This window comes from Ruegeria sp. HKCCE3926 (assembly GCF_017872515.1).
In the GTDB taxonomy this organism is placed as follows: Bacteria; Pseudomonadota; Alphaproteobacteria; order Rhodobacterales; family Rhodobacteraceae; genus Ruegeria.
The window spans coordinates 1-15,577 of record NZ_JAEDOU010000008.1 but is presented as its reverse complement, the minus strand read 5'-3'; the positions used below and the strand labels follow the sequence as shown (position 1 = coordinate 15,577).

Genomic DNA, 15,577 nt, shown 5'->3' with positions numbered 1-15,577 from the left:
CACTCCCCACTCGCGAAGCAGACCTAGTATGCCGATTTATTGCACATCGACTTTGTCGGTTGAGATATCAAAAATGATCTTACCAAGGTGCCGTTTCTGCATTGGTGACAGTTCTAATCGAGCCATGGAAAACCACCGTTCCTGTGTATTGGTTCGAAGCTGTATTCACATCCTTCACACCCCTATCGTGTCCACAGATTTCATTGACCAATACGTTTGATTGCTTCGAACGAAACACGGTGAGGTTGTGACGCAAAATCACTGCGCTTGCACGACCTTGCAGGATACGCCGTTGGGTGGATCGATGTTGTCCCATCACCAGACAGTCCCCGCATTCGGATACCTTGAACTGGCTGCGTGTGTTATCGATGCAAGCTCAGCGGTGAGCTGGGTTTAGAAGTTTCCCTTTGCGGCTTCCGCTAGGATAAGCTTGTCCAACGTCAGATCAGACACCGCGCGTCACAATCGCTCGTTTTCCTTCGTAAGCCGAACGGCTTTCTGCGCTTTACCCCCGAACAGCAAACGGCTATCTATCGCTTCAATGTGCTGCTTGGGGATTTGAACCTGCATGTCCGACTTGAAAATAACAGATCCTGAGTTCGATGCAGCATGGGAGACCGTCAAAGATTACACCATGACCAGCCGCGAACGCGGGTATGCATTGTGGTGTGCCGTCAACACGGTAATCGACAACGACATCAAAGGGTGCATTGTCGAATGCGGGGTTTGGAAGGGCGGGTCAGCGATGCTGATCGCTTTGGCGCTCAATCAGCGCGGTGCCGCACGTGATATTGTGCTTTTCGACACGTTCTCGGGCATGTCTGACCCACTGCCCGAAGATATCGATATCAGCGGGGATCATGCCTCTGTTCTCATGGCAGGCAAACACGGCCCCGAAATCGCGGAACTCGTCAAAGCCGAAGCTCCGCTTGACCAAGTTCGCGAGGCTGTCGAAAGCACCGGCTATGACATGCGTCTTGTTCGTTTTGTCGAAGGGAATGTCTGCGACACACTTCTCAAGACGCAAACGCTCGACATCGCGTTGCTGCGGCTTGATACGGATTTTTACGACAGCACACTGGCCGAGCTGAACCATTTATATCCGCGCCTGTCCCAAGGCGGCGTTATGATCATTGACGACTATGGCCATTGGCAAGGCGCCCAAAAGGCCGTGGAAGAGTATTTCCAGACGGTTGAAGAAACAGGTCACAAACGCCCGATGCTGTGGGTCATCGACTATACGGGTCGGGGTGCAGTTAAGATCGAACCCACGGGTACGACAGAGATCGAGCGCTATGACTACATCCCGCCGGGGATGGAACCGCCCGATCTGCATTCGCTGTTTCCCCACGCTGTTGCCGGGAATCCTTGGACGGTAAACTGGCCCTATCTTCGTTGCTCTGCCCCCCATGTGTGGCGGTATGACGACCGACACAAGGGCTATGTCACCGGGAATGCGTCAGTTGAAGAAGCGGCCTGTCTTTATACATTTGCCAAGCAATTTGCCGGCAAGCGCGGAATCGAAATCGGTACCTATTATGGCTGGACCGCTGCGCATCTTATGGCGGCGGGCCTTCGTTTGGATTGCGTCGATCCCGCATTCTCGATGCCAGATGTTGATTGGGACGTTCGCAATGTCTTGGACAAAGTTCCGGGATCAAATGGCTATACGCTTTGGGCAGAGTCGTCGCCCCAATGCATTAGCAAGGTAAGGGATTCGGATCCTGAACCTTGGTCCTTTGCCTTCATTGACGGCAACCATGATGACCATGCTCCGCGCGATGATGCGCGCGGAGTTCTGCCACATCTCGCAGAAGATTGCATGGTCATGTTCCACGACTTGACGTCACCATTTGTCGAAGCCGGGCTTGACGTTTTTCGCAAAGCCGGGTTTGAAACACGCATAATAAATACAATGCAGATCATGGGTGTTGCATGGAGAGGCAATGTGACCGTTCCGGATCACATACCCGATCCAAACGTGCCACACCCGTGGCCTGGACATCTACAAAAATACTTCGCCTAAAACATTCCAGTACCAACCAAAACGAGTGGGCACATGAATCGTATTTCCAGGGCCATCAAGGTACTGAACCGCAAAAGCGCTCCAGCACCGGCAATGGCTGATAAAAGCCCCCAAGCAACAGAAACCGCATCACATCAGCGGGAGGACTCTGAATCCATGGCAAATATCTGGGAAAACCTAGTAACACTGAACTCCGACGTTGAACCGAACTTTGAATTGCTGTCCCGGGCCGGTGAATATCTGGCGACAGATTCCAGAGCAGCTGATTGGGGCGATCTCAATTATCACGCCGCGCTTGAACGCGATCACTATCCGATCCCTGAAACCGCGGATAGGGAAGGGTATTATGGCACAGACCACTTTAGCTATTGGGCAAGCGGCCTGAAAGATGCCCGGCTTTTGGACGATGTTGTAAGACAACATGGCACCGGCGAGCTAAAAGCCTGTCTTGATCTTGGATGTGCTTCGGGGCGCGTGCTGCGCCATTTGGCACTGGAAAACCCGAATTGTCGGGCCATCGGCTGTGATATCAACCGTCTTCACGTCGAATGGTGCAACGCACATCTCCCGCCGAACTGCTCTGTGTTCCAGAACCATTCGATTCCGTCGCTGCCGATTGAAGACAATTCACTGGATGCGGTTACAGCCTATAGCGTCTTTACGCATATCGAAGCACTTGAAACCGGATGGCTTGCTGAAATTCGTCGCGTCCTCAAACCTGGGGGCATTGCCTGGCTGACGGTGCATACAGAACATACGCTGGCCGATATGAACGAAGGCTGGCCGCTTTGGAAACCGACGATGGATCACCCGGATTCACCATCGCTTTTGGATGAAAATCGGAACTTCAAAGGCGATCGCATGGTGCTGCGTTGGCTGGCTGAGCGGTCGTATTCCTCGAATGTCTTTTACAAGTCCGACTATTTGACCAGTCATTGGACGCGTCAGCTGGAATTGCTGGAATTGCGCAGACGTCATCCGAGCTTTCAGGATGTGATGCTGATGCGGAAACCACTCTGAGCAGCAGATACGTTCGTCGAACGTAAGGACCTTTTGTAAGAGAGAAATATCATGCGTGCTATTGTGTTGGGAGGCAATGGATTCATCGGCTCACATGTTGTCGATGCTTTGCTTGCCGGCGGGCACACGGTCACGGTCTTTGATCGCGTGCCAGACAAATTTCGAGACCCCCTGCCGGGGGTAGAATTTTTTCTGGGCGACTTTCAGGACAAGATGGCTATAGCCGAAGCCCTGAACGGCAAGGACGCGGTCTTTCATCTCGTCAGCACGACTTTTCCCGGTACGGCCAATCTGGACCCCAAAGCGGATGTTACCGGGAATTTGATCGGCACGCTAAGCCTAATTGAATCGATGAACTCGATGGGGATCGAACGTCTGGTCTATCTGTCGTCAGGGGGCACCGTTTATGGACCAGCCCCAGGACATCCTATTCCCGAAGATCACCCTCTTAACCCAATAAACTCGTATGGAATCGTTAAGGTCGCGATCGAGCAATACCTGAACATGTACCAAAAGAGTCATGGGCTAAAGCCGATCGCAATTCGCGCTGCCAACCCCTTTGGCCCACGTCAGGCACATACAGGCGTTCAGGGTGTCATTTCCACGTTCTTGAGACGCATCTACGAAAATGAACCGATCGAGATTTGGGGGGACGGGCAGGTCGTACGAGATTACCTGTATGTCGAAGATCTGGCCGATCTTTGCGTTAAGGCCGCCGAGACCGATTATTGCGGGGCCGTGAATGCGGGGTCTGGACAGGGCCGATCCCTGCTCGACGTGATCGATGCGATCTCGCGCGTGACCAAAACGCCGCTTGAGCCTGTTTTCAAACCTGGTCGAAAAATCGATGTGCGCTATTCCGTTTTGGATATCTCTTGGGCCAAGACGCTTTTTGACTGGGCCCCATCGGCAGATTTCGACCGAGCCTTGGAACAAACCTGGCAATGGTTGCAAAACACATCCAGTTAATGTGCAAATGCATTACACACTGCTAATATAGGCAGTACTCAGAAGACCATAAGAAATAACGTGCGACCCTCTACATTTTTGGCCATCAAATAGGACCGAAATTCAGATGCCTCAACCAGATGAAATCGAATACCTTTACGACAGGCTCGCATATTTTGAACGGAATTCGACGCGATCGTCTTGGCTATTTCGCCAATTGGGCAGAAAGATCAAATATTTCCCGCGCGATTTCTCGCGCAGATTGCGGCGCTCAATAAAGAAGCGGCGCTTGCGCAACGAGACGGCGCATCAGGTTGACACCACCACGCCGCGAAAAGCGTCACGGGGGGACGACTTTTTCATGTCCGCTGAGATGCTGAGCTTGGTTGCGAAAGCCCGCAGCTTTGATCCCGAAATCGGGGAACTTACCGGCGATGAGCCGCATTTGAAGCCGCGTGCGAATGATGCAGGCTACGAAAAATTGCGTGAGGCGACCAAGATCCTGCCAAAATCACGATACGACTCGGTTGTTCTGATGCCCGCCGGCCGCATGGGCGGCGCGGATTTGGTCGCCGCCATCCTGGTTCGAGCGTTAGTCAAATCCAAGAAAGTTTTAATTCTTCGCACCGACGACTCGCACTGGGATTGCCCGCACTGGTACCCGGAAGATGTCGATTCCATTGATATTTCCCCGTATCTGAAAGACATCCAGAACCAACACCAAGGCATCCCGGTCCGCCACCGCGCGCTTTACGTCATTCTCACCGAAATCGCCGCGCCACAAATCTTTAACGTCAACAGCCGCTTGGCGTTTGAGACCATGGTGTCCTATGGGGCCCAGCTTGCCAGCCAGTTCAAGCTGTATGCGTACTATTTCTGCGCGGACCGGACCGAGAACGGCAGCGAAACAGGCTATCCTGTTCTGTTTTTCCACAACATTTTCCGCTACCTGGATGCGGCAATCCTCGATACGAAATATTTGGCAAACATACTCGAGAACCGGTTCTCCCTGCCGCTGTCAGAAACCCAGCGTCTGAAAACCATCTATACGCCCGCCCAGGTCGACGCCGAGCAACTGCCGGTTTCCGAACGCCACAAGTCAGAACCGGATCGCAGCCGCCCCCGCATCTTGTGGGGTGGGCGGCTTGATCGTCAAAAACGTTTTGATCTGGTGGTACAGATCGCCCGCGGGATGCCGGATGTCGACTTTCTGTGCTGGGGCAAGGCCGTTCTCGACAAAGCCCCTTCGATGAAAAAGGCGCCTGAAAATCTTCACCTTAATCCTCCCTTTAAGGATTATGATGAGTTGCCTTTGGGGGATTGTGACGGCTGGCTTTACACATCTGAATGGGATGGGCTGCCGACAATCCTCATTGAATTGGGCGCGTTGGGCATGCCGATCGCAGCCAGCGCCGTCGGAGGCGTCCCTGAACTCATTGACGAGGAAACCGGCTGGCTTGTTCCGGAAACCGCAAGTGTCGATGAGTATGTCGCTCAGATTCGCGCTATGATTGATGATCCCGAGGCCCGCGTGTCGCGCGGCCGCGCGCTTCAGCAACGCGTGCGGGAAAGACATTCGATGCAGGCTTTTGTCGATTCAATTGATTCAATTTAAGGCGTATATATCATGACGGATCAACCTCATGTATCAGCCATTGTCACAGCGCATCGCGAAGGCCTTATGGCCGGGCCTGCGGCGCGCAGTCTTTTGGCCGCTGTGGCAGACGCTGAAAAGGCGGATATCAGCTGCGAGATCATCGTGGTTCTGGACATTGCCGATGACCTGACCCGCGATGTTCTGAACGGCGCATTGGGCGAACGCGCAAAATACGTCGAAAGTGCGACTGGCGATCCCGGTCTCGCACGGAACACTGGAATTGCCGCCGCCACGGGCGAACATGCGTGTTTTCTGGATGCCGATGATCTGTGGTCTGAAAACTGGATTTCAGCGGCTATCGCGGCCGCCCGGAAACGTCCCGATGCCATTCACCATTCCGCCTGCAACATGGTTTTTGGGTTCCAGAGACTCATGTTCTGGCACATGGATTCAGAAAGCGACGGTTTTGACAAATCCTATCTGGATTGGAGCAACTACTGGGATTCACTCAGTCTTGCCAAAACTCAGATCTATCGGGATACCCCGTTTGAAGCCAACGAGCTTTCCAAGGGGTTTGGCCACGAAGACTGGCACTGGAACGCGATCACGATTGCCAAAGGTATTCCTCACAAACCTGTGGCGGGCACCATGCATTTCAAACGAGCGCGGACCGATTCTCAGATGAGCAAGGTGGATTCCGTCGGCGGCATTCGTGCGCCTTTGGGCGATGGCGAAATCCTGCGCCTGCAGGACTCCTGGACCTGAACGACAGCGATATTTGGGTTGCAATAGACCTGAGCCCCCACGAGTGGGAGGCACCGCAAAGTGTGGGGCAATTACGCTGCCACTTTGCCGTCTGCGCACGCTTTCAAGGGGTCGACGCCTGTTAGACCCAACAGCACCGAGTCGAGTGTATGGCCGCCTCCTGGAGCGCAAACAGAATCTGGAGGTGAACAAGACAGATTCTTCACCAGAGCATTCTGAAATCGGTGGTTAAGTGTAATGACCTGCAATCACAATCCGTTCGGCTTGCAAACATCCCGGATTCTCGCCCGAATTAACTGCGACTATCCGGGGCGCCAAACCCACATTATTTGAGAATGAGCCCAGATTGTGTGCGACCAGCTTGCAATCATCCGCCCCGGGTTCACATTAAATGCGAATAGGATTTTGGACTTGTTTTTAAGCGCCTGCATACGTCTGGCTTCCCATCTGAGAATTGCGGCGCTGAACGTAGATACTCGGACGGGACTTCCGGACAATATTATTCAAGGTCTCTGGGCGAGTGTTCTGGGACGTCGCGGTGTCTGGGAAACCCCCGTTTCCCAGACCAGCCGTTCGGGCAAAGCGCGGCAAATTCAACGAACGAGCCCGAGTAGTACCTGGGGTTTTCTTGCTGCGCGCGCTCGCAGCAGGGATTTTGCCGCGCATGCATCATCCTGAGTTCTGCAATGCGGCGTAGAATGCGGCCATTGGCACCGGGCGCAGCGAGATTTCGTCAAGCAATGAGCAAGACGCGGGACGGAGTTGCCGTAGGGCAGGAACGCCTGAACGGCAGGAAACTGCGGTTTGTGGACATTGCCCGAATTGGACATTGCGCTTGGATGCCGGTGATTGAAGGACCTGCCGTGAGGTTCCAGGTTTCGCATTCCCGCCATTCGTACGACCTGTAGTGCTTTCAGGGTCAGCAATGACCCGGTCGCGGACGTAGCTGCCGGTTGAAGGAACCCTTCCGCCCGGCCGCTTAGGCACTGCTACCAATCAAGAATTGGGTTGCCTCTACGGATCGCATTCTGGCGATACCGGACCTCTCAGCAGGAAGTCGCTCAAGCTTAGTCGTTCCCAGTCGCACTATCACGAAACATCCTCCAGAATCTGTCGTCCTAGCGCGCCCGCTTGAGCGCTAAAAGTTGTTCAGGTTTTTTCCAGATATCCGTTTGGATTGAATGAAAGATTATATCCGAAAAAGTCGTTGTAGTTATCCATAAGGCGATACTCATCGGGATTATTTAAGAAAAACTCATGAACAGCGCGGTTCGGGCCACCATCATAACGCCAATTCGCACCTTGATCCTCGATGATGCCATCTTCGACAATAAGGCATTCACCCGTTTGCATGCGTGATTTGAAGTATTCCAATACCGCGTATGACACTTCAAACGTATGCGCACTATCCTCGATCACCATCCACGGCCTTGGCGCGGTTTTCAGTCGCTCTTCCAAATCGCTACCATCGAGTTTTAGTGCGTCGGTCTGCACAAATTCGATCCCTTCCGTCCCAACCTGCTCGTCTTGATACTGGTTAGAGCGGAAATCCACGGTGATGACCTGGGTATCAAGTCCCCATGCTCGGGTGATGTCTCGATAGAACATCGCAGCGCCACCGTGGAACGATCCAATTTCCACGATGGTGCCCGGCTTCTTCTCAAAAAGGATCAACATATAGACGGCGAGATCAATGGGACTCTTGAGACATGTCACTCCCCGGTACTGATACTTCATCACACCAGCATGGTAAGCGGCTAAGATGTCTGGCGTGAAAGTTGATCCAAATGGTCTCGGCACAGGCGGGGTCGTACCGAAAGCACCTTCTTCATTGTCGATGTTCTGCTCTTGCGGACGCACATCGGGGTTCAAAGTGTGTTCAGCGAGCGGGTCGAGTGCTTCGGCGGGGTCTTCCTGCGCTGCAACAACCTGCATCTGAGCCGGCTCGGTTGGTAGCGATGTTGAGGGATTTGGTTTCGACGTCATTTGTTTATCCATTTGTGTAACATATCCCGAGCGGAACAATGTCACTGGCATACTGACGCTAGGATTCATGTAAGACAAGAGGTAGTATCGCAAACTTTTGGAACGACGAAAGCCAGCGATATGCTAGACGCAGTTATCCTGCGATCTCAGCAAACATCCGAAAGCCGGAAGTCGTATCACTAGAGAATTGCCGCTTCCGGATCATGTTGGCGACCTCGATGCTGACCAAAGTGGCGGAAGCGGATTCGAACGACTTAAACCCACACATGTGCCGAACACGTCGTTTTTTGAACCGATGGCCCTGTTTGTTCATGTCGGTCAAAAATTTGGACCTAATCGTCTGTACTTTGGCTGGGCAACGGAACCGCTTCAGGATTCTGTTCACTTCTCGAATGCCAGCTGCATTTGCGCCACTTTTGTCGATGACGATTTTGTTTGGGATCCCGTTGGACGACAGTGCTTTGGCAAAGAACCTGGTTGCTGCTGGACGATTTCGTCGCTCAGACAGCATGAAATCAAGGGTGTTTCCCGCTTTGTCGACCGCTCGATAGAGATACATCCACTTCCCGCGCACACGGAGATAGGTTTCGTCCATGCGCCAGAAACTCAGCGTTGATCGCTTCTTCGATTGCGCGCTCGCGGTGAAGCTCGGCAGATATCAACGCAAAATACGGGCGTGCCCCGGGTCTCAAGTTTTACACCCACATCTCCGATCAGTTCAGCCCGTTCCACTCGACGGTCATCAACGCTACAGAAAGCGAAGCGCCCTTTGTTTTGGATGGTCTGCTTCGCCACCAATCGGGCGTCGCAATCGAAGAGCATCATGTGGACACTGGTGGCGCGACGGATCAGGTCTTTGCCCTGTGTTATCTCTTGGGCTTCCGTTTCGCACCGCGTTTTCGAAACTTCAAGGATCGCAAATTGTATCTCCTGCCCGGCATGAAATCCCTGCCCATCATGGCACCCTTCATTGGCGGCACCATCAAAGCAGGTCACATTGTCGAAAACTGGCCCGAGATCCTCAGGCTGGCAACGTCCATCAAGGCCGGGACCACCACCGCATCAGCGATCCTCAAAAGCTTGTCCGCATACCCGCGGCAAAACGGACTAGCAATCGCCCTACGTAAACTGGGGCGGTTAGAGCGGACCTTGTTTGCCCTGGAATGGATGCAAAGCCTGGAATCGCGTTTTAAGATTTAGGTGGAGACCCGGTACTGCGGCTTGGCAAATTGGCCATGCGCCGTGGGGAATGTCGGTTAAGAGTGGCTTGGTCAGCGCAGCGGGCATAGGCCATCAGGCAAGGGCCGCGGCCCGGCAGACATGTAGATCGAGCCAGCCGGGGGCAAGCTCCTGGTCGAGCGCCCGCAATGTGTGCCATTGGCGGTAGATGTCGGCAATCTCGCTTAGCGGGCGCCACTTGGCAGGGTCCAGCTCGCGTCCAAAAAGCCCGCTCATTTCGCCCGTGAACTGTGCCTCGACAAAGCTGCCCTCGCGCGGGGGCTTCGGCGGGGTCTTGAATGGATTAAACCACTGGTTGACGATCTGTCCAACCTCATAGCCGCATTTAATCAAGATGTCGGGTTCGTTCCCGTCGTTCATCTCGATTGACACAAAACGAGGTCGCTGCACGCAGGACAAGAGCTGCTCACGCATGATCAAATCGCCGCCCTCCATGTCACATTTGAGATAATACGGTGTGCCATAGGTCTCGAAGAGGGTCATGAGATCCACTGTCTGAACCTCGATCTCGACCGCAGTCTCCACGCCTTTTTCGGCGATGTTGCGATCCAGGCTGCCCCAGTCATCCTTATTGGGAACCGTAAAGAAAGAAACTGTCTCGCCTGCCCGGTGATACAGGGCCTTGTTAATAAGTGTCGCACGGGTTCCGAACGCACTGATGTTTTCAACCGCCGCGTTGTACAGTTCTGGCACGGCTTCGAGGCCAAGCACGCGAAACCCTTTTTTGAGATAGAACTCTGTATCATATCCTTTGTGCACGCCAAAATCGTAAATTAAGTCGTCTTGTATAGCTTGGTGCTTCACAACTACAGCCTTTCGCACGCGTTCTTCCGCTCTCTGAAGCGGTTACCCTACTCCAAGTATTTCTAGCATGTAGCGCTCGAAAGCAACCTGCGAAATTGGTTGAGAGACACGCGGCCTGGCCGAGATGTTTGTTGCATGGCCGATTAATGGTCGGTTGGCCGCTTGGCGTTCTAGCATGAGCGAAATTTACGGCAAAACCTTGCGAAGCTCCAAGTAAGCAAGTCCAATGATCTCCCAAGGGCGCAAGACGCAATGATTTCAAGAGGCGGTGCCAACCTAGGGGACAAGACAATACTTGACTCCATGGATGCAGTTATCACCGCCACAAAAGGACTAGTGGATCCGGAAGCGTTGTACACTGCAGCAGCCATCGCCGCGTAAGAAGCGCGCGACACTTACAAAGACAAGCCCAACAAGATCGGCCGGGCTCGAGTATATGCTGACAAATCGATTGGCCTGGAAGATCCGGGCATGGCGGCACTCGTTCGACTGATCGATGCTTTGAAGAAATAGCAAATTTCGTTCTATCTCCCCGACTGGCGGTGTGGGTTTCCACGCCGCCTTTTTTTTCGCAATCGTTTATTGAAACGCGGCAACATTGCAGGGTTTACGAGATTTTTACCAAGATTTTTAAACCCGTGACCGTCTTGTAAAAACTGTCGTTTGCGGAAGGGGCACTAACACTTACGGTATCGAAGCAAGTGACAAGATCATTAAGATTCATGGCTGCTTGATGCCGAAGGAGATATTCAGTTGGCAAAAATAGTTGTCGAATAGGACCGCCGTTTCCTTAGGCGTTGAACTCGGGCCCGAATAGACTTAGCCGAGCCAGCTACTTATCCTAGCAACAATCGCCAAGACAGCTCGGCGTACCCTGGGCTTGACGACAGCGTCGGGGGAAATTCATTCAATCCCCTGCCAGATTTCTGATGTGTTCTGCGGTGCCGGTTAATTCCGAAAACAAACCAGTAGTCAAAAGGAGGATTTGCGCCAAAAAGACTTAGTCTGGTAAGATAGCCAAATAATCCAGAAATCGCTCAACGCCTGGTCGCAATGGGGTGTCCGCGTAAGTTAAGAAGTACGCGCATCGTGTGGATTGCGCCGACGGGCCAAGTTGGACAAGTGATCCTTCGTTCAGTTCAGCAGACAGAAAATGCGGGTTAGCAAGGGCGATGCCCGTCCCTTGTAAAGACGCTCCGATCGAACGTGCATATGTTCCGCATTCGATGCGTGGCCACCCTGATACCAAACCCGTGTTTTCCCAATTGTCCCAGTTTGTCCAGTCTGGGGTAACACGTGGGAAGTTCAGCAATGGCGCCAATTCCTTTGCTTCAATCAACGAAAGAGACTGACCAGACATTATACTCGCCTTATCAGCAAGCGAGGGGGCAATAACTGGAACCAGTAGGTCGGGAACTAAGGGGCTAGCCACACGTCCCGGCCATTCCCCGGTTCCATGCAGGATGGCTATGTCATTGGAACCATCTTGAAGCGTACCAGGTTGGTCAGTAGATACCAGTTCAACCGGGCAAGCATGCTCGGACAATCCAAAGTCCTTAAGCCTCGGCCCCAACCAGAACAACGATACTGCACTGTTTGCGGCAATCCGAAGCGGGGCATCGGGGCGCGTCGCGATGCTGGCTAGGGCTCTCTGGGCGAAGTCTAATAGAATTGCGCTCTGATCGGCTAATTTGCGGCCCTCGTCTGTCAGATCAATTACCCTCCCAGTTCGTACGAATAGGGCCACGCCAAGGTGCTCCTCCAACTGACGAATTCGTTTGCTGACGGCGGTTTGAGTGACCAACAATTCTTGCGCTGCATCAGAAAAGCTCAGGTGACGTGCCGATGCTTCAAAGAAGATCAGGCTATCTAGTGGTGGCAAGGAGTGGCGATAGCTTTTCATAACTTAAAGTTGGGCAATTTTCTGATTATTCGGAATTTTACACCTTGCTACAAGATTTTCTATCATAAGCCGAAACATTTTTTCGGAGCTTCAAATGGCAAACTTCGACTGGCACGCAGAACGCAGCGATCTTTCCGGGATTGCATTGCTTGATCGCTCACCTGAGAGCGAGGGTATCGACTTAACGGCAGTTCGCCAGTACCGATTGGGTCGAGTGAGGGCCGAAATGGCCAAGCGCAATATTGGTGCGGTAATCCTGTCTGATCCAATCAATATTCGTTATGCCACAGGCACCCGCAACATGCAGATTTTTTCGATGCGCAATGCACCGTCTCGCTATCTGCTGTTGACTGCTGACCGCTCGATCCTGTTTGAATTTACAGGATGTATGCATCTGGCGGATGGTTACGAGACCATAGACGAGGTACGCCCTGCCAAGACTGCAAGTTTTGTTGCAGCCGGTCCGCATATTGCGTCACGTGAAAGAGAATGGGCTCGGGAGGTGGGTGATCTGATTGTGGGTCTCCTCGGCAAAGGTACTATCGTTGGTATGGAGCGGCTGAACGCAGGTACAGCCATTGCCATGCAAGAGGCCGGATTCAAGATCGTCGATGCGCAGGAACCAGTAGAAATGGCGCGCGCCATCAAATCGGAAGAAGAGATGAAGTGTGTACGTGCCTCATTGCGTGCAGCGGAAATTGGTGTTGGAAAACTGCGCGGCGCGTTGAAACCCGGCCTCACAGAAAACGAACTCTGGTCGGTGCTTCATAAATCGGTGATCGAACAAAATGGCGATTATTGTGAAACACGGCTACTCAGCGCAGGCGAACGCACAAACCCTTGGTTTCAGGAAACCGCCAACAACCTGATCGGAAGTAACGAACTGGTCGCTTTAGATACAGATGTTGTGGGCTGTCATGGTTACTACAGTGACTTTTCCCGCACCTTTCATTCCGGACCGAACAAGCCAACCAACTTACAAAAGAGCTTGTATCAAACCGCGCTGGAACAGGTGTACCACAACATGGGTATTCTTAAGGCGGGCATGACATTTCGTGACTACGCAGATCGCGCTTGGGATATCCCTGAGAAATACTATGCCAACCGCTATTATCTTTCGTCCCATGGTTGCGGCATGACTGGAGAATACCCCTATCTCTATCACTGTGGCGATTTCCCCAATGCCGGCTATGACGGTGTAATAGAGGCAGGAATGACCATCTGTGTAGAAAGCTATATTGGTGAAGACGGTGGCCACGAAGGCGTCAAGCTGGAACAGCAAGTGTTGGTCACCGAATCCGGTGTCGAACTGCTGTCAGAGTTCCCTTTCGAAGAAGAATTGATGGACAAGGCTTTTTATCCGGCTTTACCGCTACCGCAAATGTGATCCGATGCATGCAACCCATTTAGAAACCATAGACATTTCGGACAGCGCTTCACCCGCGCAAGCGCTGGTTGAAGCGATTGAGCGGGCGGCTCCGGGGGTAAAGGTAGTCTATGCTCGGGGCTGGTTTCTGACGAACGTGATGCTGGCAAACACAGCCCGCACATTGTTTGAAGAAGGACAGGTCGATCTGGTCCAGCAACGTATACGGAATGGCCGAAGTGGTAAGTTTGCCTATTTGGCCATCAAACGGAAGGCAACGCCGAGAACGTAGTCAATGCCTCGTTCTGCTATGATTTCTTGTAAATCTTGGTAAGAAAAGCCGTGTTTACCGCAGTACACCACAAGTGTCTGACGTCAGACACTCAAAACGGCCATAGACTTGGGGTGGTGTGCTAGATAGCCCGCCGGGGCATGTGCTTCTCTCGCTCTTCACTGAAAGCGGTACTTTACTCCAACTATTTATCAGACAATACCCGGCCCCCGCTCCTTCCCCCCGTCATGCGGGAGAAGGCCCTTCGCTTCCTGTCCGTATCCACGCGATGCCTGTTGTCGGTGGCCAGCCGCTTCCCCGCAGGCTTCAAACCTGCCCCGCCAGAGCCCGTAAGCGAAATGGCAGTCCCCGATCAACTCGATTTCCATTTGTAGAGGAAGACAGGCCGCCGGTGGGTTTCGTTGTCGCGTTTCTGCGCCAGTCCAGAAGGAGCCGACCTGGCGCGGGATGGGGTAGTCCCCGGAACATATCCTGTTCTTAGTGGCCGGTGAAGAGGCAAACCGTGGCAACTGTTTTCGACCTGTCGGCATCGATGGAAAACAGTTGGTCCAAACCACGTGCCACAGGACCTTTACGAAGCAGTCGGTGACTTCCGGCAGGTCTGGCAGCACTGTGGAAAACGTATATGGGAAGGTCGAAGTGTGACGATCCAAATTTGTTTTTGTGGTCAGTACACTATTGGGATCGAGCCCATTTCTCTCCGACTGTCTCGAACCGTCTGCTGCGTGCCAGATGAGAGGTTTAAAACACTTATTGAGCCGTATAGGGTCTGCGGTTGGTGGTTCTAAACGATCCACATGTAAGAACAGAATGTGCTGAGGAGCAGACTAACGTGGCAAGAAAATCGGTGAACTGGGGCATCTGGAACTACGGCCCTGAAGGCGCGTTGAAGGATGCCATGAAATCTGATCTGGCCATCAGGTTTAGTGTCGAGCGCAGCAAACTGGACGACCTGTCACAAAGACTTGCGTTTGCGCTGGCTCCGGACACCGTCAAAACATCCGTAGTTACCATTGTCAAACAGATTGAAAAAGGTCCGGAGCAGTTGGAGGCCTTTTTACAGGATCTCCGCCGGGCAGAGCACTATTTGAAGAAAGCGTCACAAGGATTCTCAAATCTCCACATCGACTATCCGAACGCAGGGCAGAGAGCAGACGATCCCAACGAGTTTTGGCGCCGCATGTTTCATAACGCCGTGACCACGGTCGAACACATTGACCACAGCCTGACCCGAAGCGCTGGGAAGCATTCCGCACACACGCTCGACGAACCGGACAAACGGAGGGCCAGAGACGAAAGACGAACCATTGTCCTTCGGCAGATTTTCGAGTTCTGGGAGCGCATCGGTCGCCGGGTCAGCTATAGCACCGACGGCATAACTTCCGAACGTCGGGGCCCACTTGTAGACTTCGTGAATACCATCGTTCCCTTGCTGTCCGATCCGCCAGCGACGATCAGCGGCGAGACAATCCGGAGCGAGATACAGGGGTGGCGAGAATGGCGTGATGCAATGGCAAGTGTATCGATCCCGGAATAAATTCGAAATCAGCACACTTCGACCTGTTGTGGAAGCGTCGTCATGGTCACGGCATGACAAGCGTTCCTTCCCTATCCCCTTCTAACGACCACGC

The 15,577-nt window shown here is 53.0% G+C and carries 11 protein-coding genes and 2 pseudogenes; 8 read left to right on the top strand and 5 right to left on the bottom strand.

Translation table 11 applies throughout. From position 1 onward, the window contains the following. Positions 1-268: 268 nt before the first annotated feature. Positions 269-507: pseudogene (locus I9184_RS20995) on the bottom strand (IS3 family transposase); the annotation flags it as partial. 61 nt (positions 508-568) lie between these two features. Here I9184_RS20995 and I9184_RS17050 point away from each other — a divergent pair. The 5 genes from I9184_RS17050 (at position 569) to I9184_RS17030 (ending at position 6,356) form a co-directional block, all read left to right on the top strand. Further along, on the top strand, positions 569-2,026 hold the full coding sequence (locus I9184_RS17050; protein ID WP_209835256.1) for a TylF/MycF/NovP-related O-methyltransferase: 1,458 nt from the start codon (positions 569-571) through the stop codon (positions 2,024-2,026). Between the two features lie 33 nt (positions 2,027-2,059). Continuing rightward, positions 2,060-3,046, top strand: a complete 987-nt coding sequence (locus tag I9184_RS17045) for a class I SAM-dependent methyltransferase (protein WP_209835255.1) — start codon at positions 2,060-2,062, stop codon at positions 3,044-3,046. 51 nt (positions 3,047-3,097) lie between these two features. Then, positions 3,098-4,015: an NAD-dependent epimerase/dehydratase family protein gene (locus I9184_RS17040; protein ID WP_209835254.1), complete on the top strand. Its 918-nt coding sequence runs from the start codon at positions 3,098-3,100 to the stop codon at positions 4,013-4,015. Between the two features lie 424 nt (positions 4,016-4,439). After that, a complete protein-coding gene (locus I9184_RS17035; protein WP_209835253.1) occupies positions 4,440-5,609 on the top strand; it encodes a glycosyltransferase family 4 protein in 1,170 nt (389 codons plus the stop codon). 12 nt (positions 5,610-5,621) lie between these two features. After that, positions 5,622-6,356: a glycosyltransferase family A protein gene (locus tag I9184_RS17030; protein ID WP_209835252.1), complete on the top strand. Its 735-nt coding sequence runs from the start codon at positions 5,622-5,624 to the stop codon at positions 6,354-6,356. Between the two features lie 1,149 nt (positions 6,357-7,505). Here I9184_RS17030 and I9184_RS17025 read toward each other — a convergent pair. Both I9184_RS17025 and I9184_RS17020 read right to left on the bottom strand, forming a co-directional pair. Beyond that, positions 7,506-8,354 (bottom strand): CmcI family methyltransferase, encoded by an 849-nt coding sequence (locus I9184_RS17025; RefSeq protein WP_209835251.1) that lies wholly within the window; start codon positions 8,352-8,354, stop codon positions 7,506-7,508. 121 nt (positions 8,355-8,475) lie between these two features. After that, entirely contained in the window at positions 8,476-8,997 is a 522-nt protein-coding gene (locus I9184_RS17020) for an IS6 family transposase (protein WP_209835346.1), read from the bottom strand. Here I9184_RS17020 and I9184_RS17015 point away from each other — a divergent pair. Next, a pseudogene (locus tag I9184_RS17015) lies at positions 8,997-9,542 on the top strand (Tn3 family transposase); the annotation flags it as partial. The gene I9184_RS17020 and the pseudogene I9184_RS17015 sit on opposite strands and share 1 nt — an antisense overlap. Positions 9,543-9,635: 93 nt before the next feature. Here the strand turns inward: I9184_RS17015 and I9184_RS17010 are convergent. Both I9184_RS17010 and I9184_RS21060 read right to left on the bottom strand, forming a co-directional pair. Continuing rightward, on the bottom strand, positions 9,636-10,403 hold the full coding sequence (locus tag I9184_RS17010; RefSeq protein WP_209835250.1) for an FkbM family methyltransferase: 768 nt from the start codon (positions 10,401-10,403) through the stop codon (positions 9,636-9,638). Between the two features lie 982 nt (positions 10,404-11,385). Continuing rightward, positions 11,386-12,288: a LysR family transcriptional regulator gene (locus tag I9184_RS21060; protein WP_209835249.1), complete on the bottom strand. Its 903-nt coding sequence runs from the start codon at positions 12,286-12,288 to the stop codon at positions 11,386-11,388. Between the two features lie 94 nt (positions 12,289-12,382). On the opposite strand from I9184_RS21060, the gene I9184_RS16995 reads away from it, so the two are divergent. Then, positions 12,383-13,675, top strand: a complete 1,293-nt coding sequence (locus tag I9184_RS16995) for a Xaa-Pro peptidase family protein (protein ID WP_209835248.1) — start codon at positions 12,383-12,385, stop codon at positions 13,673-13,675. A gap of 1,103 nt (positions 13,676-14,778) precedes the next feature. Beyond that, entirely contained in the window at positions 14,779-15,483 is a 705-nt protein-coding gene (locus tag I9184_RS16990) for a hypothetical protein (RefSeq protein ID WP_209835247.1), read from the top strand. The last annotated feature ends 94 nt before the right edge of the window (positions 15,484-15,577 follow it).

Bases quoted from the DNA above. Each gene is read 5' to 3' on its own strand.
- I9184_RS17025 (WP_209835251.1), bottom strand. From the start codon at position 8,354: ATGGATAAACAAATGACGTCGAAACCAAATCCCTCAACATCGCTACCA.
- I9184_RS17045 (WP_209835255.1), top strand. From the start codon at position 2,060: ATGAATCGTATTTCCAGGGCCATCAAGGTACTGAACCGCAAAAGCGCT.
- I9184_RS21060 (WP_209835249.1), bottom strand. From the start codon at position 12,288: ATGAAAAGCTATCGCCACTCCTTGCCACCACTAGATAGCCTGATCTTC.
- I9184_RS17050 (WP_209835256.1), top strand. From the start codon at position 569: ATGTCCGACTTGAAAATAACAGATCCTGAGTTCGATGCAGCATGGGAG.
- I9184_RS17040 (WP_209835254.1), top strand. From the start codon at position 3,098: ATGCGTGCTATTGTGTTGGGAGGCAATGGATTCATCGGCTCACATGTT.
- I9184_RS16995 (WP_209835248.1), top strand. From the start codon at position 12,383: ATGGCAAACTTCGACTGGCACGCAGAACGCAGCGATCTTTCCGGGATT.
- I9184_RS17030 (WP_209835252.1), top strand. From the start codon at position 5,622: ATGACGGATCAACCTCATGTATCAGCCATTGTCACAGCGCATCGCGAA.